The organism is Pseudomonas sp. S32, from assembly GCF_016648095.1.
GTDB classification, from domain to species: Bacteria; Pseudomonadota; Gammaproteobacteria; order Pseudomonadales; family Pseudomonadaceae; genus Aquipseudomonas; species Aquipseudomonas parafulva.
This window is the reverse complement of sequence record NZ_JACVVF010000004.1, coordinates 67854-89566: the sequence shown is the minus strand read 5'-3', so window position 1 is coordinate 89566 and position 21713 is coordinate 67854. Positions and strand designations below refer to the sequence as shown.

The 21713-nt window shown below is 63.1% G+C and carries 23 protein-coding genes and 1 pseudogene; 21 read left to right on the top strand and 3 right to left on the bottom strand.

Annotated elements, in window-relative coordinates:
• Nucleotides 1-36: 36 nt before the first annotated feature.
• The 15 genes and pseudogenes from IAE38_RS03485 (at nucleotide 37) to IAE38_RS03415 (ending at nucleotide 8821) form a co-directional block, all read left to right on the top strand.
• On the top strand, nucleotides 37-747 hold the full coding sequence (locus IAE38_RS03485; RefSeq protein ID WP_201215920.1) for a DUF3850 domain-containing protein: 711 nt from the start codon (nucleotides 37-39) through the stop codon (nucleotides 745-747).
• On the top strand, nucleotides 744-932 hold the full coding sequence (locus IAE38_RS03480; RefSeq protein ID WP_201215917.1) for a hypothetical protein: 189 nt from the start codon (nucleotides 744-746) through the stop codon (nucleotides 930-932). Before IAE38_RS03485 ends, IAE38_RS03480 begins: the two co-directional genes overlap by 4 nt.
• A gap of 84 nt (nucleotides 933-1016) precedes the next feature.
• A complete protein-coding gene (locus tag IAE38_RS03475; protein ID WP_201215915.1) occupies nucleotides 1017-1310 on the top strand; it encodes a hypothetical protein in 294 nt (97 codons plus the stop codon).
• 379 nt (nucleotides 1311-1689) lie between these two features.
• On the top strand, nucleotides 1690-1971 hold the full coding sequence (locus IAE38_RS03470; RefSeq protein ID WP_201215913.1) for a hypothetical protein: 282 nt from the start codon (nucleotides 1690-1692) through the stop codon (nucleotides 1969-1971).
• Nucleotides 1968-2351: a phage protein NinX family protein gene (locus IAE38_RS03465; protein WP_201215912.1), complete on the top strand. Its 384-nt coding sequence runs from the start codon at nucleotides 1968-1970 to the stop codon at nucleotides 2349-2351. Before IAE38_RS03470 ends, IAE38_RS03465 begins: the two co-directional genes overlap by 4 nt.
• Nucleotides 2348-2683, top strand: coding sequence for a hypothetical protein (locus IAE38_RS03460; RefSeq protein ID WP_201215909.1), 336 nt, complete (start codon nucleotides 2348-2350; stop codon nucleotides 2681-2683). The genes IAE38_RS03465 and IAE38_RS03460 overlap by 4 nt, the downstream gene beginning before the upstream one ends.
• Before the next feature lie 43 nt (nucleotides 2684-2726).
• Nucleotides 2727-2927, top strand: coding sequence for a hypothetical protein (locus tag IAE38_RS03455; protein ID WP_201215907.1), 201 nt, complete (start codon nucleotides 2727-2729; stop codon nucleotides 2925-2927).
• Nucleotides 2928-2977: 50 nt separating this feature from the next.
• The gene (locus IAE38_RS03450) at nucleotides 2978-3901 is read left to right on the top strand and encodes a phosphohydrolase (protein ID WP_236403435.1); all 924 of its coding nucleotides are present in this window, start codon (nucleotides 2978-2980) and stop codon (nucleotides 3899-3901) included.
• 56 nt (nucleotides 3902-3957) lie between these two features.
• Nucleotides 3958-4281 (top strand): annotated as a pseudogene (locus IAE38_RS24140) (hypothetical protein).
• Between the two features lie 37 nt (nucleotides 4282-4318).
• Entirely contained in the window at nucleotides 4319-4561 is a 243-nt protein-coding gene (locus IAE38_RS03440) for an excisionase (protein ID WP_201215905.1), read from the top strand.
• Nucleotides 4542-5648 carry a phage integrase Arm DNA-binding domain-containing protein gene (locus tag IAE38_RS03435; RefSeq protein WP_201216067.1) on the top strand — a complete coding sequence of 369 codons (1107 nt, stop codon included), beginning with the start codon at nucleotides 4542-4544 and terminating at the stop codon, nucleotides 5646-5648. Before IAE38_RS03440 ends, IAE38_RS03435 begins: the two co-directional genes overlap by 20 nt.
• 67 nt (nucleotides 5649-5715) lie before the next feature.
• Nucleotides 5716-6063: an ArsC family reductase gene (locus IAE38_RS03430; protein WP_201161820.1), complete on the top strand. Its 348-nt coding sequence runs from the start codon at nucleotides 5716-5718 to the stop codon at nucleotides 6061-6063.
• A 29-nt stretch (nucleotides 6064-6092) separates the two neighbouring features.
• Nucleotides 6093-7127, top strand: coding sequence for a 2,3,4,5-tetrahydropyridine-2,6-dicarboxylate N-succinyltransferase (gene dapD, locus IAE38_RS03425; RefSeq protein WP_201215903.1), 1035 nt, complete (start codon nucleotides 6093-6095; stop codon nucleotides 7125-7127).
• Between the two features lie 81 nt (nucleotides 7128-7208).
• Complete coding sequence (locus IAE38_RS03420) at nucleotides 7209-8414, top strand: cysteine desulfurase (RefSeq protein WP_201215900.1); 1206 nt, start codon at nucleotides 7209-7211, stop codon at nucleotides 8412-8414.
• Nucleotides 8411-8821: a SufE family protein gene (locus IAE38_RS03415; RefSeq protein WP_201215898.1), complete on the top strand. Its 411-nt coding sequence runs from the start codon at nucleotides 8411-8413 to the stop codon at nucleotides 8819-8821. The genes IAE38_RS03420 and IAE38_RS03415 overlap by 4 nt, the downstream gene beginning before the upstream one ends.
• A gap of 7 nt (nucleotides 8822-8828) precedes the next feature.
• Here IAE38_RS03415 and tcdA read toward each other — a convergent pair whose 3' ends face one another.
• Nucleotides 8829-9635, bottom strand: coding sequence for a tRNA cyclic N6-threonylcarbamoyladenosine(37) synthase TcdA (gene tcdA, locus IAE38_RS03410; protein WP_201215897.1), 807 nt, complete (start codon nucleotides 9633-9635; stop codon nucleotides 8829-8831).
• A gap of 119 nt (nucleotides 9636-9754) precedes the next feature.
• Here tcdA and IAE38_RS03405 point away from each other — a divergent pair, with 119 nt between their 5' ends.
• The 4 genes from IAE38_RS03405 to IAE38_RS03390 all read left to right on the top strand — a co-directional run bounded on the left by IAE38_RS03405 (nucleotide 9755) and on the right by IAE38_RS03390 (nucleotide 14843).
• Nucleotides 9755-12346, top strand: a complete 2592-nt coding sequence (locus IAE38_RS03405; protein WP_201161824.1) for a glycosyltransferase — start codon at nucleotides 9755-9757, stop codon at nucleotides 12344-12346.
• 141 nt (nucleotides 12347-12487) lie between these two features.
• Entirely contained in the window at nucleotides 12488-13639 is a 1152-nt protein-coding gene (dapE, locus tag IAE38_RS03400) for a succinyl-diaminopimelate desuccinylase (protein ID WP_201215895.1), read from the top strand.
• Complete coding sequence (locus IAE38_RS03395; RefSeq protein WP_060481773.1) at nucleotides 13639-14451, top strand: putative RNA methyltransferase; 813 nt, start codon at nucleotides 13639-13641, stop codon at nucleotides 14449-14451. The genes dapE and IAE38_RS03395 overlap by 1 nt, the downstream gene beginning before the upstream one ends.
• A gap of 17 nt (nucleotides 14452-14468) precedes the next feature.
• A complete protein-coding gene (locus IAE38_RS03390) occupies nucleotides 14469-14843 on the top strand; it encodes a hypothetical protein (protein WP_028634907.1) in 375 nt (124 codons plus the stop codon).
• A gap of 81 nt (nucleotides 14844-14924) precedes the next feature.
• Here IAE38_RS03390 and IAE38_RS03385 read toward each other — a convergent pair whose 3' ends face one another.
• Entirely contained in the window at nucleotides 14925-15134 is a 210-nt protein-coding gene (locus IAE38_RS03385) for a cold-shock protein (protein ID WP_028634906.1), read from the bottom strand.
• A 231-nt stretch (nucleotides 15135-15365) separates the two neighbouring features.
• On the opposite strand from IAE38_RS03385, the gene plsB reads away from it, so the two are divergent.
• Together plsB and IAE38_RS03375 are read left to right on the top strand one after the other, a co-directional pair.
• A complete protein-coding gene (gene plsB, locus IAE38_RS03380; protein WP_201215892.1) occupies nucleotides 15366-17852 on the top strand; it encodes a glycerol-3-phosphate 1-O-acyltransferase PlsB in 2487 nt (828 codons plus the stop codon).
• Nucleotides 17853-17882: 30 nt separating this feature from the next.
• Nucleotides 17883-18569, top strand: a complete 687-nt coding sequence (locus IAE38_RS03375) for a DUF4197 domain-containing protein (RefSeq protein ID WP_201215890.1) — start codon at nucleotides 17883-17885, stop codon at nucleotides 18567-18569.
• A gap of 73 nt (nucleotides 18570-18642) precedes the next feature.
• On the opposite strand, the gene IAE38_RS03370 is transcribed toward IAE38_RS03375, so the two are convergent.
• A complete protein-coding gene (locus tag IAE38_RS03370) occupies nucleotides 18643-21711 on the bottom strand; it encodes an efflux RND transporter permease subunit (protein WP_201215888.1) in 3069 nt (1022 codons plus the stop codon).
• Between the last annotated feature and the right edge of the window lie 2 nt (nucleotides 21712-21713).

Below are 21713 nucleotides of genomic sequence, written 5' to 3'. Positions count from 1 at the left end.
CTTCCCATTCAGTCACGCCGACCGGCGAGGTAACCCATGCCCACAGAAAACCGATCCAGCAACACAGAGATGGTCAGCGTGCCGCGCGTGCACGAACTGAAAATCCGACAGACCCCACTGGCTGACCTGCTCAGCGGACTCAAGACCGGTGAGATCCGGGACTGCTCAGATCGTGAGTTCGCCGTGGGCGACACCGTTCTGCTCCGCGAGATTGACAATGGCCGTGATTACACCGGCACAGTTGCGCGCCGGACCATCACCCATGTGCAAAAACACTACGGCCTGCCGGATCACCTGTGCGTTCTGAGCTACGGCCAGCCAGCCCCTCAGCCCCACCCCGACCCTATAGCCTGGATGGTTGGTACTGCCATCTGGTGGACCAAAGAAGAGGCAGAGAGGGATGCGGCGGCGACTGGGCTGCCGATTGTTGGCCTGGGGCCGATGACCGTATCTGCCGAGGTTGAGCGCCTGACCAAGGTCACGGCGTTCGTCCAGCGACTGGTCGATTGCTCAGGCACCCAGCCCAGCGTGGCCACGGGCTACCTGCGCGACATCCTGGATGAACTCAAGGGGAACACAAAGCCTACCGCGCCTGTCGAGCGCGATGAGCGAGCTGCCTTCGAGCATCACCACCGGATCTGCGACCTGGTTCGCGATGAAGACTGCCCTGACGACTACCGGAATCAAAGCGTTCAGGACTCTTGGGAGGGCTGGCAAGCTCGCGCCGAACAAGAGATCCGGCCATGAAAGTCCATTGGGCTGCCCACATCGAGTATGACCACGACGGCAACGATCACGAACACTTCTCGGCCTGTGGCGTAGGCCGTGGCCGCCGTGACGGCGAAGAATGGGAATCGGCGCGGTTCAAGTCCGAAGTCACCTGCAAGACCTGCCTGAAGGTAATCGCAAAGCAAGAGCGCAAGTCATCCTGACCAAAGGAGTACAAATGTACTCCTACCATCTGTAACCCCTCTCCCCTCTATTCACTGCCGCGATATGGCGGCAAAGGAACCTGCATGCCTGCAAAACAGCATCCGCTCGACGTGCAGAGCGTTGGCGAAGACACCTACATCGTCATGAGCAAGGGGCATCACGACCTCGAGCAGTTCATGGCCGCAGCCATCAAGCAGTATCCAGGCTGGGCGCTTGGCGGCCCTGTCCACGTCTGGATCAAGACAACCCCGGGTCGCGGCACCTACGCATGCATGTACAACATGGTGCCAGAGGGAACCCGAGGTGCCTGGCCTGCGACCTACTGCCATGAGTACGGCGAAGGCTACGAGCGCTACAGCGGCGAGGTGCAGCCATGACCCGCCTCGCCCTCTGCCTCCTGCTACTGGCCGCCCTGGCCGGCTGCAAGCCTAGCTGCTGGAGCAGCGATCCGGACCAATGCAAAGCCGAACGCGAGCAGGCAAGGATCCAGGCGAACCGCGAAAATATGGCCAGCCACTTCCACGGCTCGGACCCAAACCCAGCGACGACCCGCATGGACGTCTACCGCGACTCGGCCAACGGAGTTACCTGCTGGTCAATGGGCGGGAACACCCTGTCTTGCCTTCCCGATTGGATGTTGAAAAACCCTGTGCAGGCCCGCACCGACGCAGCCTGGCCACCCTCCCCGCACGAACAACAACCCGAACCTACACCCGCACTGGCGCCTGGGCGCTGGATTGATGAGAGGTATGAGCTGTGAAGATCGGCAAACTTTTTATAGGGCTCAACTGGTGCTACGGCGGCAAGGACGAGGCTGTTGTCGCCAGTTGGACCCTGAAGTGCGGCTACTGGCGCTGGGCGGTCTGGTGGCGAAAACCAGAGAAGGCGCTGTGCCTTCCCGCCTTTGGCCCCGCAATGGCGGCGGGAACCAAGTACCAAGTCGGCCAGGGCCACTTCGGTGCCTGGGCGCGACTGCCTTTGCTGGGGTCGTTCTCGATCTCAACCCAGCCACCCTACCCCAGCCAGGTGTATCCATGACTGACCTCATCGAAGTGAAGACTGCGGACCTAGCAGACGAGGCCCTAGGCTGGGCGGTGGGCAAGGCCGAGGGGGTGGCTCTGCACCTCGAGCCGCCCCAGTACGGCAACGGCTGGCGCGTGTTCGCCATCTATCGGGGCGAGGCGACTGCGCGCTGCGAGCGGTACAACCCTTGGGAGGCCTGGGCGATGGGCGGGCCGCTGGTAGCGAAATACCGCATCGGTTTCGGCCTTTACTCAGACTCGTTCTTCGCCGTCATTGGACTGGACGATATTGCGGGGGACGGGGATGGCTTGACCCACCTGGTCGCAGCAATGCGCGCGATCGTCGGTGCAAAGCTTGGCGATACCGTCCAGGTGCCCAAGGAGCTGATGCCATGACCGAACAAAGCACAAAGGAATTCTACTCTGTCGATCAAGCCTCTCAGCATGCTGCTGAATGGTGCAAACGCAACCCCGCATGGCGCCGGATCTGCGATATCCCGGATATCTCCGTGTTCGAAAAAAACTACGATGAGATTCCAAAGCGCGAGCGCGCCTACTGGGAAAAGAACGGCGGCGAAGAGTGCTGGCGTGAATTCGGCGCCGGAGGAACCAAGGTGCCTACCGGATTCATCTCTGGAAAGGGCGAGTTCTTCGACCACGTCCTGAAAGTGCCACTCCATCACAACATGATGATGGTGTACCGCGTCGGCAAAAGGTGGAAGCCATGAACGACCTCGCCCCCATCGTCGACCTGATAGGAAGGAGGCCGACGTGAACAGCCACCAGTACCAGCCGTTCTCTGCTCGGGGCTTCGGTAGCTGGCACACCTGCAGCGTCTGCGGAACAGCGAAGCACAGCGGCTACTACTGGCTTGGCGGCTACAAGAGCAAGACGGAGCCGCCCTGCATCGCCTGGAAGATCGATCAAGAGTGGAAAGCCCAGGCCATCCCCGCGCCAATCACCGAAGCCTAACCCTCCCTCTACTACTCAAGCCCGCCGACATGCGCGGGCGAGGATTACCAATGTCTGTACAAAAAACGATCTGCATCTACCACGGCAACTGCGCGGATGGCTTCGGCGCAGCTTGGGCGGTACGCCATGCGCTGGGCGACAGAGTCGAGTTCGTGGCCGCAAAGCACGGTGACACGCCGCCGGACGTGGCCGGCCGTGACGTGGTGATCGTCGATTTCAGCTACAAGCGGGACGTGCTGGCTGAAATGGGCGAAGTCGCCAACCGGGTTCTGGTGCTGGACCACCACAAAACAGCGCAGGCGGATCTGGACTGCTTTGATCCTTTTGAGGCCGGCGTGCGCAGCGATCGCGCTGACTGCCCGGGAGCGACAAAGCAACTCGGCTGGGAGACGGCCATCGGCATTGCATCGGAACGCGGCGCACCTCGAGTCGCGGTTTGCTTCGACATGCACCGCAGTGGAGCCATGCTTGCTTGGGACCATTTCCACCCTGGACAGCAGCCGCCGAAACTGCTGCGCCATATTCAGGATCGCGACCTCTGGCTATTCCAGCTGGACGGGACCCGCGAGATCCAGGCCAACCTATTCAGCTACCCCTATGACTTCGAGGTCTGGGACAAGCTGATGGCCGCCGACGTTGAAACGCTTCGCTCTGATGGCGCCGCGATTGAGCGCAAACACCACAAGGACATTGCCGAGCTGGTCGCGGTAATGAAGCGGCGCCTGGTCATCGGCGGTCACGATGTACCGGTGGCCAGCTTGCCATACACGCTCACCAGCGATGCGGGCCACCTCATGGCCCAAGGCGAACCATTCGCCGCCTGCTACTGGGATACACCTGACGGGCGCGTGTTCAGCCTACGCAGCACCGACGAGGGCATGGATGTGTCGGAGATCGCCAAGCAGTACGGCGGTGGTGGCCACCGCAACGCCTCCGGTTTCCGAGTTCCGTTCGGTCACGACCTGACCAAGTAACCCGCCCGTTAACTCAGCCCGCCGGCAGACGCTCGCGGGCATGGAGAGCTATTGCCATGACGAAAGAAGAATTGGCCAGCCTGCCCGTAAAGGTGAGCGCCGCCATTGAGGCTGGGAAAGCTGCGGCCGCCGCGTGCAGTGACGATGGCGGCAGCGCCAACCTCGACCGCGTCGTTATTCCCATTCCCGGCCTGCGCGCCAGCCAAATCCCGAGCCTCCCCGGCTACATCCAGCAGCGCACCTCCTGGCACCGCCAATGAATTCACCTCGACACACCCTGGCCTGGCCAAGGCAACCAGCACAGTGCCGGGGTGCGCGCTATGCACCAGTCGCTCAAGGATCAGGGCGTCGACTGCTACATCTACTACCAGGTCGACTGACCACCAACCTGCCGCCACCGGCGGCGTGGAGACCATCATGTGCAAAGTCACACTCGACGAATGGGCGCACGATCACTTCAGAACGCCGCCCAGCGGCAACACCCTTCGCCGCTGGGCCCGCGAGGGCCTGATTACACCAGCCCCGGTAAAGCACGGACGCAGATACTATGTGGAGGCTGACGCCTGCTACCGGGAGCCCGAGCCCCTGCCACGCGCCCCTGCGGGCAGTTCCCTTGTTAATCGAATTGCGAGTGCACGATATGGCGCCCAGGCCGCGTAATCCTGGTTCAAAGGACCTACCGCCCAACCTCTACAGAAAGACCGACAAGCGTAACGGGGTCACCTACTACACCTACCGCGACCCCGTGAGCAATCGGATGTTTGGCCTGGGCAGCGACAAGGCAAAAGCGATCGCTGAGGCGGTCTCCGCCAACATGGCCCTGCAGGTCGCGCCGCCCACCTTGTCAGCGCGCATAGCGCCCGAACCGAGCGCGCCTGATCGGAAACTCAGCGAGTGGATCGTCGAGTACCTGGCAGACCTGAAGGACCGTGAGCTTTCAGAATCGAGCATGCGCAACCTTCGAATGCGACTGAATCGGGTCGAGAAATCATTTGGCGAGCGCGGTATCCGCACGCTGACGACCATGGACATCGCGGATTACCTGTCGACCTACGTCAAAGAGGGTAAAGCCCAGATGGCCAGGGCTATGCGCTCCCTACTTCGCGACCTTTTCATGGGGGCCATGTCCAGGGGCTGGGTAGACGCCAATCCGGTCGAAGCCACTAGAGCCGCCCGGGTCAAGATCAAGCGCCAGCGCCTGACGCTAGAGCTGTGGAAAGCGACCTATAAGGAGGCTGCACAGCCATGGCTAAAGCGCGCCATGGAGCTCGCTCTTATAACCGGGCAGCGCCGCGAGGACATTGCTTCATTCGTTTTCAAGGATGAGGTGGACGGATTCCTGCAGGTCGTCCAATCGAAGACAGGGGCCAGACTAAGGATCAGCACAAGCGTAACGCTGGAATGCATCAGCCTGAGCCTGGGTGAAGTGATACGGCGTTGCCGGGATCGAGTGCTGTCGAAGCACCTGGTGCACCACCACCGGACAATCAGCCGCGCAAAGGCGGGATCTCCCATCATGCTCGACACAATCAGCAAAGAGTTCGCGGCGGCGCGGGACAGGGCCGCTGTAAAGCTTGGGCTCGACCTGGGTGCCAGTCCGCCAACCTTTCATGAGCAGCGATCCTTAGCGGCCCGGCTGCATGAAGAAGAGGGTCGAGATGCGCAGCGACTTCTGGGTCACCGTTCGGCCAAGATGACCGACCTCTACCGCGACAGCCGTGGCGCTGAGTGGATCGATGTCGCATAATCCTGCGACTAATTTTTGGGAGATATTGGGGAGGATTTGGGGATAATCCCCACCCCCTTTAAATTCAATGACTTACACTCTTTACGGCATCAAAGCCTGCGATACCATGAAAAAAGCACGAACCTGGCTCGACGACCAGGGCATCGTCTACGAATTCCATGACTACAAGACCCAAGGCATCGACCGTGACAGCCTGAACCGCTGGTGTGGCGAACACGGCTGGGAAGTCATCCTCAACCGTGCCGGCACCACCTTCCGCAAGCTGGATGACGCCAGCAAGGCAGACCTCGACCAGGCCAAGGCCGTCGAGTTGATGCTGGCCCAGCCGTCGATGATCAAACGCCCGGTGCTGGACCTTGGCGCGCGTACGCTGGTGGGCTTCAAGCCCGACCTTTACGCAGCGACCCTGGCCTGACCACCCCCTATTTCGCACGAGGTAATTCCATGTCCAATACTCTGTTCAGCCTGGCCTTCGGTGTCGGCTCCCAGAACCGCCAGGGCGCCTGGCTGGAAGTGTTCTACGCACAACCCCTGCTCAACCCGAGCGCTGAACTGGTCGCAGCCATCGCCCCGGTACTGGGCTATGAAGGCGGCAACCAGGCGATCGCCTTCAGCAATGCCCAGGCCGCACAACTGGCCGAAGCCGTGCGGGGCGTGGACGCAGCCCAAGCGGCACTGCTGACCCGCCTGGCCGAGAGCCACAAGCCGCTGGTCGCCACGCTGCTGGCCGAAGACGCCGCCCTGGCTTCCACGCCTGAGGCATACCTCAAGCTGCACCTGCTGTCGCACCGCCTGGTCAAACCCCACGGCGTTAGCCTGGCGGGTATCTTCCCACTGCTGCCGAACGTGGCCTGGACCAACCTGGGCGCAGTCGACCTGGCCGAGCTGGCCGAGCTGCAACTGGAAGCGCGCCTGAAGGGTGAGCTGCTGGAAGTGTTTTCGGTAGACAAGTTCCCGAAAATGACCGACTACGTGGTACCTGCCGGCGTGCGCATCGCCGACACCGCCCGTGTGCGCCTGGGCGCCTACATCGGTGAAGGCACCACCATCATGCACGAAGGCTTCGTCAACTTTAACGCGGGCACCGAAGGCCCGGGCATGATCGAAGGCCGCGTCTCGGCGGGCGTGTTCGTTGGCAAGGGCTCAGACCTGGGCGGCGGTTGCTCGACCATGGGCACGTTGTCGGGTGGCGGCAACATCGTCATCAAGGTAGGCGAAGGCTGCCTGATCGGCGCCAACGCAGGTATCGGCATTCCGCTGGGCGATCGCAACACCGTCGAAGCCGGCCTCTACATCACCGCAGGTATCAAGGTGAACCTGCTGGACGAGAACAACGAGCTGGTCAAGGTGGTCAAGGCCCGCGACCTGGCCGGGCAGACCGACCTGCTGTTCCGTCGCAACTCGCTCAACGGTGCAGTGGAATGCAAGACCCACAAGTCGGCCATCGAGCTGAACGAGGCGCTGCACGCGCACAACTGAAAACCTGACAAGGTTTGAAGTGTTAAGATCGGGTCTGGTGCACATGCGCCAGACCCGATTTTCATTCCAGGCCCCGCGAACATGCTCCAGCCCTCCCCCTGGCGTGCCGATTTCCCCGCCATCGCCGCTCTGCAACGCCAGCACCAGACTTACCTGGACAGCGCCGCTACTGCCCAAAAACCCCAGGCGCTACTCGATGCCTTGGCCCACTACTACGGCAACGGTGCGGCCAATGTGCACCGGGCCCAGCACCTGCCGGGCGCCCTGGCAACCCAGGCGTTCGAGACCAGCCGCAACAAGGTGGCGGCCTGGCTCAATGCCGAGCAAGCCAGCCAGATTGTGTTCACCCACGGTGCGACATCAGCGCTCAACCTGCTGGCGTATGGCCTGGCGCATCGCTTTGAAGCGGGCGAAGAAATCGCCATCAGTGCCCTTGAACATCATGCCAACCTGCTGCCCTGGCAGCAGTTGGCCCAGCGCCGCAACCTGCGCCTGGTGGTACTGCCGGTGGATGCCAGTGGTCATATCGACCTGGAGCAGGCGCTGCAACTGATCGGCCCGCGCACCCGCGTGCTGGCTGTCAGCCAGTTGTCCAACGTGCTGGGCACCTGGCAGCCGCTGCAAGCACTGTTGGCCCATGCCCGTGCGCAAGGCGCGATAACGGTGGTGGACGGTGCTCAGGGCGTGGTGCATGGCCAGCACGATGTGCAGCGGTTGGGGTGCGACTTCTACGTGTTCTCCAGCCACAAGCTCTACGGGCCCGATGGCGTCGGGGTGCTGTACGGGCACAGCCAGGCGCTACCCCTGCTGAAGCATTGGCAGTTCGGCGGTGAAATGGTGCAAGTGGCCGACTATCAAAGCGCCAGCTTCCGCCCTGCACCGCTGGGGCTGGAAGCCGGTACGCCGCCTATTGCCGGGGTGATCGGCCTTGGGGCAACCCTCGGCTACCTGGGTAGCCTGGACGCTTCGGCGATCAACGCCCACGAGGCCACCTTGCACCAGCATCTGCTGCGCGGCCTGGCCGAGCGCGATGGCATACGGTTGGTGGGTGCGCCCGAAACGGCACTGGCCAGCTTCGTGGTGGAAGGCGTCCACCACGCTGACATCGCCCACCTGCTGACCGAGCAGGGTATCGCCGTACGGGCCGGCCACCACTGTGCGATGCCCCTGCTCAACGGGCTTGGGCTGGACGGTGCCATCCGTGTTTCCTTGGGGATGTACAACGACGGTGACGACCTGCAACGGTTCTTCAGCGCGCTGGATCAGGCACTGGAGTTGCTTCGATGAGCTTGCCGGAGCAGGCGCAGCAGGCGCTGGATACGTTTGCCCAAGGCAAGGGCTGGGAGCAGCGGGCCCGCTTGCTGATGCAATGGGGCGACCAGCTGGAGCCTCTGACAGCCGCCGATAAAACCGAAGCCAACCGGGTGCATGGGTGCGAAAGCCTGGTGTGGCTGGTGGCAGAGCAGGTGGATGGGCGTTGGCGGTTCAAGGCCAGCAGTGATGCACGCCTGTTGCGAGGCCTGCTGGCCTTGCTTCTGGTGCGGGTGCAAGGCCTGGCGGTTGCAGACCTGGCGGGGCTCGACCTGCGCGACTGGTTCAGCCAGCTGGGCCTGGAGCGCCAGCTGTCGCCATCGCGCAGCAACGGGCTGCATGCGGTGGTGCAGCGGATGGCGGAACTGGCCTCTGGCCGCTGATCGCCACCTACGGGGCGGGGCGCTCGGAGGGGCGGCGGGCGCCGGCTACCAGCTTCTCCACCGCCTTGCTCGCCGCCACCATGCCGAAGGTGGCTGTCACCATCATCACCGCACCAAAGCCACCGGCGCAGTCCAGCCGCACGCCCTCACCCACGAAGCTTTTCTGCAGGCACACACTGCCATCCCCTTTGGGATAACGCAGTTGTTCGCTGGAAAACACACAAGGCACACCGTAGTTGCGGCTGACATTGCGCGAGAAGTTGTAATCGCGGCGCAGGGTTGAGCGCACCCGCGAGGCCAGCGGGTCGTTGAAGGTCTTGTTGAGGTCGGCAATCTGCACCTGGGTTGGGTCGATCTGCCCGCCCGCGCCACCGGTGGTGACCACGGCGATCTTGCGGCGGCGGCACCAGGCGATCAGCGCCGCCTTGGCCATCACGCTGTCGATGCAGTCGATCACGCAATCCAGGTGCTCGGTGATGTATTGGACCATGGTGTCACGGGTGACGAAATCGGCCACCGCATGCACCTTGCACGCCGGGTTGATCGCGCGCAGGCGCTCGGCCATGACGTCCACCTTCGCCCGGCCTACCTGCCCCTCCAGGGCATGGGCCTGGCGGTTGGTGTTGCTGACGCAGACATCGTCCAGGTCGAACAGGGTAAGCTCGCCCACGCCACTGCGTGCCAGCGCCTCGGCCACCCACGAGCCTACGCCGCCTATCCCCACCACCGCCACGTGGGCCTGCTGCAGGCGTTGCAACCCCTGGTCGCCATACAACCGGGCGACACCGGCGAAGCGTGGATCCTCTGTACTCATGCTCAACCCCCAAAAAACCGGCGCGCAGTATAAGCGAGCCTGCCCTCAGCCTGCACCGTTAGGAAAGATCCTATCAACCCTGCTTTAATGTCCTATCACCTCGACACATATGGACGACAATGTCTTCACGTAAATTCGGCCTGAACCTGGTTGTGGTCCTGGCCATCGCCGCGTTGTTCACCGGCTTCTGGGCGCTGATCAACCGCCCCGTTTCGGCGCCTGCGTGGCCTGAGCAGATCTCCGGCTTCTCCTACTCGCCATTCCGCCTGGGGGAGAGCCCGCAGAAAGGCCAGTACCCCGACGACAACGAGATGCGCCAGGACCTGGAGCAGTTGAGCAAACTGACCGACAGCATTCGTATCTATACGGTGGAAGGCACCCAGGCCGATATCCCGAAGTTGGCCGAGGAGTTTGGCCTGCGGGTCACCCTGGGCATCTGGATCAGCCCCGACCTGGAGCGCAACGAGCGGGAAATCGCCACAGCCATCGAGCTGGCCAATACCTCGCGCAGCGTCGTGCGTGTGGTGGTCGGCAACGAGGCGTTGTTCCGCGAAGAGGTCACCCCGGAAAACCTGATCAAGTACCTGGACCGGGTGCGCGCTGCCGTTAAAGTGCCGGTGACCACCAGTGAGCAGTGGCACATCTGGAAGCAGAACCCGCAACTGGCCAAGCATGTCGACCTGATTGCCGCGCACATCCTGCCGTACTGGGAATTCGTGCCCATGAAGGACTCGGTGGAATTCGTGCTGGACCGGGCCCGTGAGCTCAAGCACCAGTTCCCGCGCAAACCCCTGCTGCTGTCGGAGGTCGGCTGGCCCAGCAATGGCCGCATGCGCGGTGGCGCCGACGCCACCCAGGCCGACCAGGCGATCTACCTGCGCACCCTGGTCAACACCCTTAACCGTCGAGGCTTCAACTACTTCGTCATCGAGGCCTATGACCAGCCGTGGAAAGCCAGTGACGAAGGGTCGGTAGGCGCCTACTGGGGCGTGTTCAACGCCGAGCGCCAGCAGAAATTCAACTTCGAGGGCCCGGTGGTGGCGATCCCGCAGTGGCGCGCCTTGGCGGTAGCCTCGGTGGTGCTGGCACTGATCGCCTTGATGGTGCTGTTCATCGACGGTTCTGCCTTGCGCCAGCGGGGGCGCACCTTCCTCACCTTCATCACCTTCCTGTGCGGGTCGGTGCTGGTGTGGATTGCCTACGACTACAGCCAGCAATACAGCACCTGGTTCAGTTTGACGGTAGGCGTGCTGCTGGCCCTCGGGGCGCTGGGCGTCTTCATCGTGCTGCTTACCGAAGCCCACGAACTGGCCGAGGCGGTGTGGATCCACAAGCGCCGCCGCGAATTCCTGCCTGTGCAGGGCGACAGCCCCTACCGGCCCAAGGTCTCGGTGCATGTGCCGTGTTACAACGAACCGCCAGAGATGGTCAAACAGACCCTCGATGCCCTTGCCGCACTGGACTACCCCGACTACGAAGTGCTGGTGATCGACAACAACACCAAGGACCCGGCTGTGTGGGAGCCGCTGAAGGCCCACTGTGAAAAGCTCGGCGAACGTTTCAGGTTCTTCCACGTGGCACCGCTTGCCGGTTTCAAGGGCGGCGCCCTGAACTACCTGATTCCGCACACGGCCAAGGACGCCGAAGTGATTGCCGTGATCGACTCGGACTACTGCGTGGACCGCAACTGGCTCAAGCACATGGTGCCGCACTTCGCCGACCCGAAGATTGCCGTGGTGCAATCACCCCAGGACTACCGCGACCAGCACGAGAGCGCGTTCAAGAAGCTGTGCTACAGCGAGTACAAAGGCTTTTTCCACATTGGCATGGTCACCCGCAACGACCGGGACGCCATCATCCAGCATGGCACCATGACCATGACCCGCCGCAGTGTGCTGGACGAACTGGGCTGGGCCGAATGGTGCATCTGCGAGGACGCCGAACTGGGCCTGCGGGTCTTCGAAAAAGGCCTTTCGGCAGCCTACGCCCACAACAGCTACGGCAAGGGCCTGATGCCCGACACCTTCATCGACTTCAAGAAGCAGCGGTTCCGCTGGGCTTATGGGGCCATCCAGATCATCAAGCACCACGCGGGCGCCCTGCTGCGCGGCAAGGGCAGCGAACTGACACGGGGCCAGCGCTACCACTTTTTGGCCGGCTGGCTGCCCTGGATCGCCGATGGCATGAACATCTTCTTCACCGTCGGCGCGCTGCTGTGGTCGGCTGCCATGATCATCGTGCCGCACCGGGTGGACCCGCCGCTGATGATCTTTGCCATCCCGCCGCTGGCGCTGTTCTTCTTCAAGGTGGGCAAGATCATCTTCCTGTATCGCCGCGCAGTCGGGGTTAACCTCAAGGACGCCTTTGCGGCTGCGCTGGCCGGGCTGGCGCTGTCGCACACCATCGCCAAGGCCGTGCTGTATGGCTTCTTCACCAGCAGCATGCCGTTCTTCCGCACGCCAAAGAACGCCGACAGCCATGGGTTGCTGGTGGCCATTTCCGAGGCACGGGAGGAGCTGTTCATCATGGTGCTGTTGTGGGGCGCAGCCTTGGGCATCTACCTGGTGCAGGGGCTGCCAAGCTCGGACATGCGTTTCTGGGTGGCGATGTTGCTGGTGCAGTCGCTGCCGTATCTGGCGGCGCTGGTGATGGCGTTCCTCTCGTCGCTGCCCAAGCCTGAGGAAAAGGCCGTGCAGGCGCAGGAAGGTTGAGATTGGGGGCTGTTTTGCAGCCCGATCGCCGCAGTTCGTCGTCACGACGGGCCGGGGCGATCGGGCAGTGAAGGCTGACACCATTTGATATAAGATAACGCCCCTCAGATTTCCCCGCCTTGCCTTGCCCCGGAGTTACCCATGACGGCCCACGCCGACCTCTCGCCTACCCTTCAACTGGCCTGCGACCTGATCCGGCGCCCCTCGGTCACCCCCGTTGACGCCGATTGCCAGGCGCAGATGATGCACCGCCTGGGCGCCGTGGGTTTCCACCTTGAGCCGATGCGCATCGAAGACGTCGACAATTTCTGGGCCACTCACGGCAACCAGGAAGGCCCGGTGCTGTGCTTCGCTGGCCATACCGACGTGGTGCCGACCGGGCCGGTGCAGCAATGGCAGCATGAACCGTTCGATGCACTGATCGATGCTGACGGCATGCTCTGCGGCCGCGGTGCTGCCGACATGAAGGGCAGCCTGGCCTGCATGGTGATCGCCAGCGAACGCTTCGTGCAGGACTACCCGAACCACCGCGGCAAGGTGGCGTTCCTGATCACCAGCGACGAAGAAGGCCCGGCCCACCACGGCACCAAGGCGGTGGTCGAGCGCCTGCAGGCGCGTAACGAGCGCCTGGACTGGTGCATCGTCGGCGAGCCGTCCAGCACCCGCCTGCTGGGCGACGTGGTGAAAAACGGCCGGCGCGGCTCGCTCGGTGCCAAGCTGACCGTGCGCGGCAAGCAAGGCCATGTGGCCTACCCACACCTGGCGCGTAACCCTATTCACCTGGCCGCACCGGCACTGGCGGAGCTGGCCGCCGAGCACTGGGACGAGGGCAATGCCTTCTTCCCGCCCACCAGCTTCCAGATCTCCAACCTCAATTCCGGCACTGGTGCCACCAACGTGGTGCCGGGCGAACTCTACGCCCTGTTCAACTTCCGTTTTTCCACCGAATCCACGGTAGAAAGCCTGCAAGCGCGGGTAGCGGCGATTCTCGACAAGCACCAGTTGGACTGGTCGGTGGAGTGGGCACTGTCGGGGCTGCCGTTCCTCACCGAGCCAGGCGAGCTGCTCGACGCCGTGGCGGCCAGCATCAAGGGCGTCACCGGCCGTGACACCGTGCCCTCCACCAGCGGCGGCACCTCGGATGGCCGCTTCATTGCCACCATGGGCACCCAGGTGGTGGAGCTCGGCCCGGTCAACGCGACCATCCATCAGGTCGACGAGCGAATCCTGGCCAGCGACCTCGACCTGCTGACCGAGATCTATTACCACACCCTGGTAAGGTTGCTGGCCTGATGCTCACCTGCCCACTCTGCCAGGCGCCGCTCAGCCAGCTGGACAATGGCGTGGTATGCCCTGCCGGGCATCGCTTCGACCGCGCCCGCCAAGGCTACCTGAACCTGCTGCCGGTGCAGCACAAGAACAGCCGTGACCCGGGTGACAACCAGGCCATGGTCGAGGCCCGTCGCAACTTCCTCGACGCCGGCCACTATGCGCCGGTCGCCAAACGCCTGGCGGAGCTGGCCAGCGAGCGGCAACCCGGCGCCTGGCTGGATATCGGCTGTGGCGAGGGCTACTACACGGCCCAGCTTGCCCAGGCGCTGCCGGATGCCCAGGGCTATGCCCTGGATATCTCCCGTGAAGCGGTAAAGCGGGCGTGCCGGCGTGCCCCAGCCGTCACCTGGATGGTCGCCAGCATGGCCCGGGTGCCGCTGGCAGACCAAAGCTGCCAGTTCGTGGCCAGCGTGTTCAGCCCGCTGGACTGGGCCGAAGCAAGGCGCGTACTCAGCCCCGGTGGTGGCCTGATGCGTGTCGGCCCCACCAGCGGCCACCTGATGGAACTGCGCCAGGCGCTCTACGATGAAGTGCGGCCCTATGCCGACGACAAGCACCTGGGCCTGGTGCCCCCTGGCATGGCCCATGCCCATGGCGAAACCCTGGAGTTCCGCCTGAGCCTGGTTGCCCCCCAGGCCCGCGCCGACCTGCTGGCCATGACCCCACACGGCTGGCGCGCCAGTGCCGACAAACGTGCGCAGGTGATCGAGCACCCCGCGCCATTCGACGTTACAGTGTCCATGCGGTACGACTATTTCGTGCGCCAAGACTGAGCACACCCGGAGCCTTCATGCGCCAACCTGATATCGAGATCTACCTGAGGGACGCGGACGTCGACCACAAGCAGCTTGCCCAGTGGCTGACCCAGGCAATAGCCCCTTGCAGTGACTGGCAGCAGAAAGGCCAGACCTTCAAATGCCAGGCCGGTAACATTCCAGTCACCTGGTTACCCAAAGCTGTGGGGAAATGGAACAGCCTTTACCTGGAAAGCGACCAGACGCCGTGGGCCGATGATGTGGCCTGCGCCCGCGCTGCTTTCGCTGCACTGGGCGTGGAAGTACGTTGCGCACCGGGCGGCTGGGTAGAGGAAGACGGCGAGGAAGACGCCGACCGGTGGGTGCGCATCAGTGCCGACGGTGAAGAAGAAATCACCTGGCGTACCTGACTGCACCACGCCTGTCGTGAAGCCTGGCCTGCCGGTCACACCGGCAAGCCCGCTTGCGCCACAAACCCTGCATTGCGTGGCTCAGAGGCCTACCACGTCCTCGGCTTGCAAGCCTTTCTGGCCCTCGATGCAGGCGTATTCCACGCGTTGCCCTTCGACCAGGGTACGATGCCCCTCACCGCGGATCGCCCGATAGTGGACAAACACATCCGCGCCCCCCTCGCGCTGAATGAAGCCGTAACCCTTGGCATCGTTGAACCACTTTACATTCCCAGTCTCACGAGACGACATCTGAACTACTCCGGATTTTTATTGTGAACTTCACCTTGCCGACCCATGACCGCATGCCTGGGTCGACGCCGCTTGGGCGAATATCCTGCAAGTGGCAGGCCGATTTTATGACCCAGAACAAAAAATTTTGATGACCATGGCGCCGTTCGGCGGTTTTTGCTGAACTCGCGCGTATACGGCAGACTAAATGGCTGAATACCCCTCGAACCCTTCACCCAGGGCACACACCCCATGACCCGTTCCCCCCTGCGCCGCCTGATTTTCGGCGGCCTGCGTCGCCTGTTGTACCTGTGGGTGCGCTCCGAAACCATCAACCAATCGTCCCTGAGCCTCGAGCTCGACCGCAGCCGCCCGGTGTTCTATGCCCTGCCCTCTCCGGCCTTGACCGACCTGGTGGTGCTGGACCATGAATGCACCAAGGCCGGGCTGCCACGCCCGGTGCTGCCGGTGGCCGTCGGCGAGTTGCATGAACCCGCCGCGTTCTTCTACCTCACCCCCGAACCCGACTGGCTCGGGCGCCATGACAAAAGCGGCGCACCGCCCACGCTGGAGCGGCTGGTCGCGGCAGTCAGCCAACACGCCGAAGAGGACGCGCAGATCATTCCCGTCAGCGTGTTCTGGGGGCAGACACCAGCCAGCGAGTCGAGCCCGTGGAAGCTGCTGTTCGCCGACAGCTGGGCCGTGACCGGGCGCCTGCGCCGGCTGCTGACAGTGCTGATTCTGGGGCGCAAGACACGGGTGCAGTTCTCCGCCCCCATCCACCTGCGCGAATTGGTAGAGCAGAACAAAGGCCACGAGCGAACCGTACGCCTGGCCCAGCGCCTGATGCGCGTGCATTTTCGCAACCTGCGCACTGCCGTCATCGGGCCGGACATCTCGCACCGGCGCAACCTGGTCAAAGGTTTGGTCCATGCGCCCCTGGTGCGCCAGGCCATCGCCGAGCAAGCCCAGCGCGAGAACATCCCGCAGGGCAAGGCGGAAGCCCAGGCACTGCGTTACGGCAATGAAATCGCCTCGGACTACACCTACACCGCCATACGCTTCCTTGAGGTGGTACTCAGCTGGTTCTGGCACAAGATCTATGACGGCATCAAGGTCAACCATATCGAGCAGGTGCAAGGCATCGCGCCGGGTCATGAGGTGATCTACGTGCCCTGCCACCGCAGCCACATCGACTACCTGCTGCTGTCGTACCTGTTGTTCCGCAACGGCCTGACGCCGCCCCACGTCGCCGCCGGCATCAACCTGAACATGCCCGTGGTCGGCAACCTGCTGCGCCGGGGCGGCGCGTTCTTCATGCGCCGCACGTTCAAGGGCAACCCGCTGTACACCGCCGTGTTCAACGAATACCTGCATACGCTCTACACCAAGGGCTTCCCGGTGGAATACTTCGTCGAAGGCGGGCGCTCACGCACCGGGCGCATGCTGCAGCCCCGCACCGGCATGCTGGCCATTACCTTGCGCAGCTTTTTGCGGTCATCCCGTACGCCGATCGTGTTCGTCCCGGTGTACATCGGCTATGAACGCGTGCTCGAAGGCCGCACGTACCTGGGCGAACTGCGCGGCGCCAGCAAGAAAAAAGAGTCGATATTCGACATCTTCAAGGTGTTCGGCGCACTTCGTCAGCGCTTCGGCCAGGTCTCGGTAAACTTCGGCGAACCTATCAAGCTTGCAGGTTTTCTGGATGAGCAGCAGCCCGGCTGGCGCGAACAGGACCATGCGCCGCAGTTCCGCCCGGCCTGGCTCAACGAAACCACCACCCGCCTGGGCGAAACCGTGGCCAGGCACCTGAACGGCGCGGCGGCCATCAACCCGGTCAACCTGGTGGCGCTGGCGCTGCTGTCTACCAGCCGCCTGGCGCTGGACGAGCGGGCGCTGGTTCGCGTGCTCGACCTGTACCTGGCACTGCTGCGCCAGGTGCCCTACTCGCCCCATACCACGCTGCCCGAGGGCGATGGCCAGGCCCTGATCGAGCACGTGCGCGGCATGGACCTGGTGGCCGAGCAGAAGGACGCACTGGGCCGCATCCTTTACCTGGACGAGGGCAACGCGGTACTGATGACGTATTACCGCAACAACGTGCTGCATATTTTTGCCCTGCCGGCCCTGCTGGCAAGCTTCTTCCTCAGCAACTCACGGATGAACCGCGAGCTTTTGGGCCAGTATGTGCATGCGCTGTACCCCTACCTGCAGGCAGAGCTGTTCTTGCGCTGGTCGCCTGGACAGCTGGACGAGGCGATTGACCAGTGGCTTGCGGCGCTGGTGGAGCAAGGCCTGCTGCGCCAGGACAATGACGTGTACATACGCCCGTCGCCCAGCTCGCGACAGTTCGTCTTGCTGACCCTGCTGGCGCGCAGCATCACCCAGACCCTGCAGCGCTTCTACATGGCCACTTCGTTGCTGCTCAACAGCGGCCAGCACAGCTTGAGCGCCGAAGCGCTGGAAGACCTGTGCGTGATGATGGCCCAGCGGCTGTCGATTCTGCATGGCCTGAACGCGCCGGAGTTTTTCGACAAGACACTGTTCCGCCATTTCATCCAGACCCTTGTCACGCAAGGCGTGCTCCGCGCCGATGGGCAAGGCAAACTGGGCTATCACGACAAGCTGGGCGACGTGGCCGAAGCGGTGGCCAAGCGCGTGCTATCGGCCGAACTGCGCCTTTCGATCCGCCAGGTGGCACTGCACCGCGATGACGGCTTGAGCACCTCGGCGCTGTGAACATTTATTCTCTCTGTAAGGAAGCCCACTATGTTGCGTAACCCCCTGCGTCTAACCACCCTGTGCGCCGGCCTGCTGCTGTCGGCCAGCGCCCTGGCGCTGTCTTTGTCCGACCTGAGCCAGAAGGACGCCACCGGCGGCCTCAAGGATGCGCTCACCCAAGGGGCACAGTTGGCCGTCAAGCAGCTCAGCGCACCCGGCGGTTTCAACAACAACCCCGATGTGCGCATCGAACTGCCCGGCAACCTGGGCAAAGCGGCCAAGGCCATGAAGATGTTCGGCAAAGGCGAGCAGGTCGAGGCCCTGGAAACCAGCATGAACAAGGCCGCCGAGGCCGCCGTGCCACAGGCGCAGGCAATTCTGGTCAACGCGGTGAAGAACATGACCGTGACCGACGCCAAAGGCATCCTCAGCGGCAGTGAAGACGCTGCCACTCAGTACTTGAACAAAAGCAGCCGCGAGCTGATCCGTGCCAAGTTCCTGCCCATCGTCAAGCAAGCCACCGACCAGGTGGGTGTGGTCCAGCAGTACAACGCCTTCGCTGCTCAGGCGAAAGGCCTGGGCCTGGTAAAAAACGACCCCAATATCGAAAGCTACGTGACGGAAAAGGCACTGGACGGCCTGTTCGAGATGATCGGCAAGCAAGAGCAGAGCATCCGCCAGAACCCTGCACAGGCGGCCACCAGCCTGGCCAAGAAGGTGTTTGGCGCACTGTGATTCCGAAGTGTCGGGGCTGCCTTGCAGCCCCTTCGTCGCAGCGCTTCGTCACCACGAACTGCAGCGATGTTGCCTAGTCGCTTTTCCTGACCCTGAACCACGCCGCATACAGCGCTGGCAGAAACAGCAAGGTCAAGGCAGTAGCCACAATCAGCCCCCCCATGATCGCCACCGCCATCGGCCCGTAGAACACGCTGCGCGACAACGGGATCATCGCCAACACGGCCGCCAGCGCAGTCAGCACAATGGGGCGGAAACGTCGCACCGTGGCCTCGATGATTGCTTGCCAACGGCCAAGGCCGGCGGCGATGTCCTGCTCTATCTGGTCCACCAGAATCACCGAATTGCGCATGATCATCCCCGCCAGGGCAATGGTGCCGAGCATGGCGACGAAGCCGAACGGCTGGCGGAACACCAGCAGGAACAGGGTTACCCCGATCAACCCAAGCGGCGCAGTGAGAAACACCATGACCGTGCGCGAGAAACTGCGCAGCTGGATCATCAACAGGCTCAGCACCACCACCACGAACAACGGCATACCCGCGTTCACCGACTTTTGCCCACGCTCGGCATCCTCGACCGTGCCGCCCACCTCCAGCAGGTAACCCTCCGGCAAGCTGGCCCGGATGCCCTGCAACGTCGGCTCGATCTGCTTCACCAGGGTCGCGGGTTGCTGCTTGTCGTAGATATCGGCACGCACGGTGACCGTCGGCAAGCGGTTGCGGTGCCAGATGATGCCTTCCTCGAAGCCATAGGCCAGGGTGGCCACCTGTGACAGCGCCACGCTGTGGCCATTTTCAGTGGGCAAGGCCAGGCTGGCCAGGTTGCCCAGCTCGCCACGCTCCTGCGCGGTACCGCGCAACAGGATCTCGATCAGTTCGTTGTCCTCACGGTACTGGCTGACCGTGGTACCGGTCAGCGAGCTTCGCAAGAAGCTGGACAGCTGCGCAGTACTCACACCCAGTGCCCGCGCGCGGTCCTGATCGATCTCCAGGAACACCGCCTTGCTGGGCTCTTCCCAATCAAGGTGCACATTGACCACATGGGGGTTTTCGCGCACCTTCTCGGCCACCTGCCGTGCCAGCTCGCGCACGGTCTCGATATGCTCCCCGGTGACCCGAAACTGTACCGGGTAGCCCACAGGCGGGCCGTTTTCCAGGCGCGTGACCCGGGCGCGCACGTCCGGGAACTGCTGGTCCACAGTGTCGATCAGCCAGTTGCGCAGGCGCTCGCGGGCCTCCATCGATTCGGCCAGCACAACGAACTGGGCAAAGCTGGGCGCCGGCAGCTGCTGATCCAGCGGCAGGTAGAAGCGCGGCGAGCCGGTGCCCACGTAAGCCACGTAATTGTCGATGCCCTGCTGCTGGCGCAGCAGCGCTTCGAGTTGCCTCACCTTCTCGGCGGTGTTGGCCAGGGACGCCCCCTCGGCCAGCTTCAGGTCTACCATCAGTTCTGGGCGGCCCGATGCGGGGAAGAACTGCTGCGGCACGAAACGAAACAGCAGGATGCTTCCGGCAAAGGCGGCAAGGGTCAGCAGGATCACTGTCTTGCGCCGGCGCACGCACCACTCCACTACCCGCCTGACCCGCCGATAGAAGGGTGTGGCGTAGGGGTCGGGCGCAAAACCATCCTCGCCATGGCGCGCTTCACGCTGCCTGGCCAGGTCCGGCAGCAGGCGCTCCCCCAGATACGGTACGAACACCACAGCCGCTACCCACGAAGCCAGCAGGGCGATGGTGACCACCTGGAAGATCGAACGGGTGTACTCGCCGGTACTGGAGGCTGCCGTCGCAATGGGCAGAAAACCCGCCGCCGTGATCAGTGTGCCGGTGAGCATCGGGAACGCGGTGCTGGTCCAGGCATAGCTCGCGGCCTTGAGGCGGTCGTAGCCCTGCTCCATCTTGATCGCCATCATTTCCACGGCAATGATCGCATCGTCCACCAGCAGCCCCAAGGCCAGCACCAGCGCCCCCAGGGATATTTTGTGCAGGCCGATGCCGAAGTAGTACATGGCAGCGAAGGTCATGGCCAGCACCAGCGGGATGGCCAGGGCCACTACCAGCCCGGTACGCAGGCCCAGGGAGAAGAAGCTGACCAGCAGCACGATGACCAATGCCTCGATCAGCACCTGGACGAATTCGCCGACCCCGGCCTTCACCGCCGCAGGCTGATCGGAAACCTTGCGCAGCTCCATGCCCGCCGGCAGGCTGCGCGCCAGCCGCTCGAACTCGCTTTCCAGGGCCTTGCCCAGCACCAGGATGTCACCGCCGTCCTTCATCGACACGGCCAGGCCAATGGCATCCTCACCCATGAAGCGCATACGCGGCGCGGGGGGGTCGTTGAAGCCACGGTGCACCTCGGCCACATCGGCAATGCGCAGGGTGCGGTCACCCACGCGCAGGGGGAACTGGCGGATTTGCTCGACGCTGTCAAAACGCCCACTCACACGTAATTGCAAGCGTTCGCTGGGCGTTTCGAAGAAGCCTGCGGTGCTGACTGCGTTTTGCTCCTGCAGGGCCTGTTGCACGGCCTGCAGGGGTATGCCCAACGTTGCCAGTTTTAGGTTGGACAGTTCGATCCAGACCTTTTCGTCCTGCAGGCCGAGCAGCTCGACCTTGCCCACATCCTTCACCCGCTGCAGCTGAATCTGGATGCGGTCGGCATAGTCCTTGAGCACCGCATAATCGAACCCTTCACCGGTCAGTGCGTAGATATTGCCGAAGGTGGTACCAAACTCGTCATTGAAAAACGGCCCTTGGATTTCCGGTGGCAGGGTGTGGCGAATATCCGCGACCTTCTTGCGGATCTGGTACCACAGCTCGGGGATGTCCTTGGAATGCAGCGAGTCCCGCGCCATGAAGGTGACCTGTGACTCACCGGGGCGCGAGAACGAGACGATCCGCTCGTATTCGCCGGTTTCCATCAGCTTCTTCTCGATGCGCTCGGTGACTTGCCGCGAGACCTCTTCGGCGGTCGCGCCCGGCCACAGGGTACGGATGACCATGGCCTTGAAGGTAAAGGGCGGATCTTCACTTTGCCCCAGTTTGGTGTAGGACAGCGCGCCGATCGCGGCCAGCAGAATCATCAGGAACAGCACGATCTGGCGATTGCGCAACGCCCAGGCAGACAGGTTGAACCCCATGG

Bases quoted from the DNA above. Each gene is read 5' to 3' on its own strand.
- IAE38_RS03485 (WP_201215920.1), top strand. From the start codon at position 37: ATGCCCACAGAAAACCGATCCAGCAACACAGAGATGGTCAGCGTGCCG.
- IAE38_RS03480 (WP_201215917.1), top strand. From the start codon at position 744: ATGAAAGTCCATTGGGCTGCCCACATCGAGTATGACCACGACGGCAAC.
- IAE38_RS03475 (WP_201215915.1), top strand. From the start codon at position 1,017: ATGCCTGCAAAACAGCATCCGCTCGACGTGCAGAGCGTTGGCGAAGAC.
- IAE38_RS03465 (WP_201215912.1), top strand. From the start codon at position 1,968: ATGACTGACCTCATCGAAGTGAAGACTGCGGACCTAGCAGACGAGGCC.
- IAE38_RS03460 (WP_201215909.1), top strand. From the start codon at position 2,348: ATGACCGAACAAAGCACAAAGGAATTCTACTCTGTCGATCAAGCCTCT.
- IAE38_RS03450 (WP_236403435.1), top strand. From the start codon at position 2,978: ATGTCTGTACAAAAAACGATCTGCATCTACCACGGCAACTGCGCGGAT.
- IAE38_RS03440 (WP_201215905.1), top strand. From the start codon at position 4,319: ATGTGCAAAGTCACACTCGACGAATGGGCGCACGATCACTTCAGAACG.
- IAE38_RS03435 (WP_201216067.1), top strand. From the start codon at position 4,542: ATGGCGCCCAGGCCGCGTAATCCTGGTTCAAAGGACCTACCGCCCAAC.
- IAE38_RS03430 (WP_201161820.1), top strand. From the start codon at position 5,716: ATGACTTACACTCTTTACGGCATCAAAGCCTGCGATACCATGAAAAAA.
- dapD (WP_201215903.1), top strand. From the start codon at position 6,093: ATGTCCAATACTCTGTTCAGCCTGGCCTTCGGTGTCGGCTCCCAGAAC.
- IAE38_RS03420 (WP_201215900.1), top strand. From the start codon at position 7,209: ATGCTCCAGCCCTCCCCCTGGCGTGCCGATTTCCCCGCCATCGCCGCT.
- IAE38_RS03415 (WP_201215898.1), top strand. From the start codon at position 8,411: ATGAGCTTGCCGGAGCAGGCGCAGCAGGCGCTGGATACGTTTGCCCAA.
- tcdA (WP_201215897.1), bottom strand. From the start codon at position 9,635: ATGAGTACAGAGGATCCACGCTTCGCCGGTGTCGCCCGGTTGTATGGC.
- IAE38_RS03405 (WP_201161824.1), top strand. From the start codon at position 9,755: ATGTCTTCACGTAAATTCGGCCTGAACCTGGTTGTGGTCCTGGCCATC.
- dapE (WP_201215895.1), top strand. From the start codon at position 12,488: ATGACGGCCCACGCCGACCTCTCGCCTACCCTTCAACTGGCCTGCGAC.
- IAE38_RS03395 (WP_060481773.1), top strand. From the start codon at position 13,639: ATGCTCACCTGCCCACTCTGCCAGGCGCCGCTCAGCCAGCTGGACAAT.
- IAE38_RS03390 (WP_028634907.1), top strand. From the start codon at position 14,469: ATGCGCCAACCTGATATCGAGATCTACCTGAGGGACGCGGACGTCGAC.
- IAE38_RS03385 (WP_028634906.1), bottom strand. From the start codon at position 15,134: ATGTCGTCTCGTGAGACTGGGAATGTAAAGTGGTTCAACGATGCCAAG.
- plsB (WP_201215892.1), top strand. From the start codon at position 15,366: ATGACCCGTTCCCCCCTGCGCCGCCTGATTTTCGGCGGCCTGCGTCGC.
- IAE38_RS03375 (WP_201215890.1), top strand. From the start codon at position 17,883: ATGTTGCGTAACCCCCTGCGTCTAACCACCCTGTGCGCCGGCCTGCTG.
- IAE38_RS03370 (WP_201215888.1), bottom strand. From the start codon at position 21,711: ATGGGGTTCAACCTGTCTGCCTGGGCGTTGCGCAATCGCCAGATCGTG.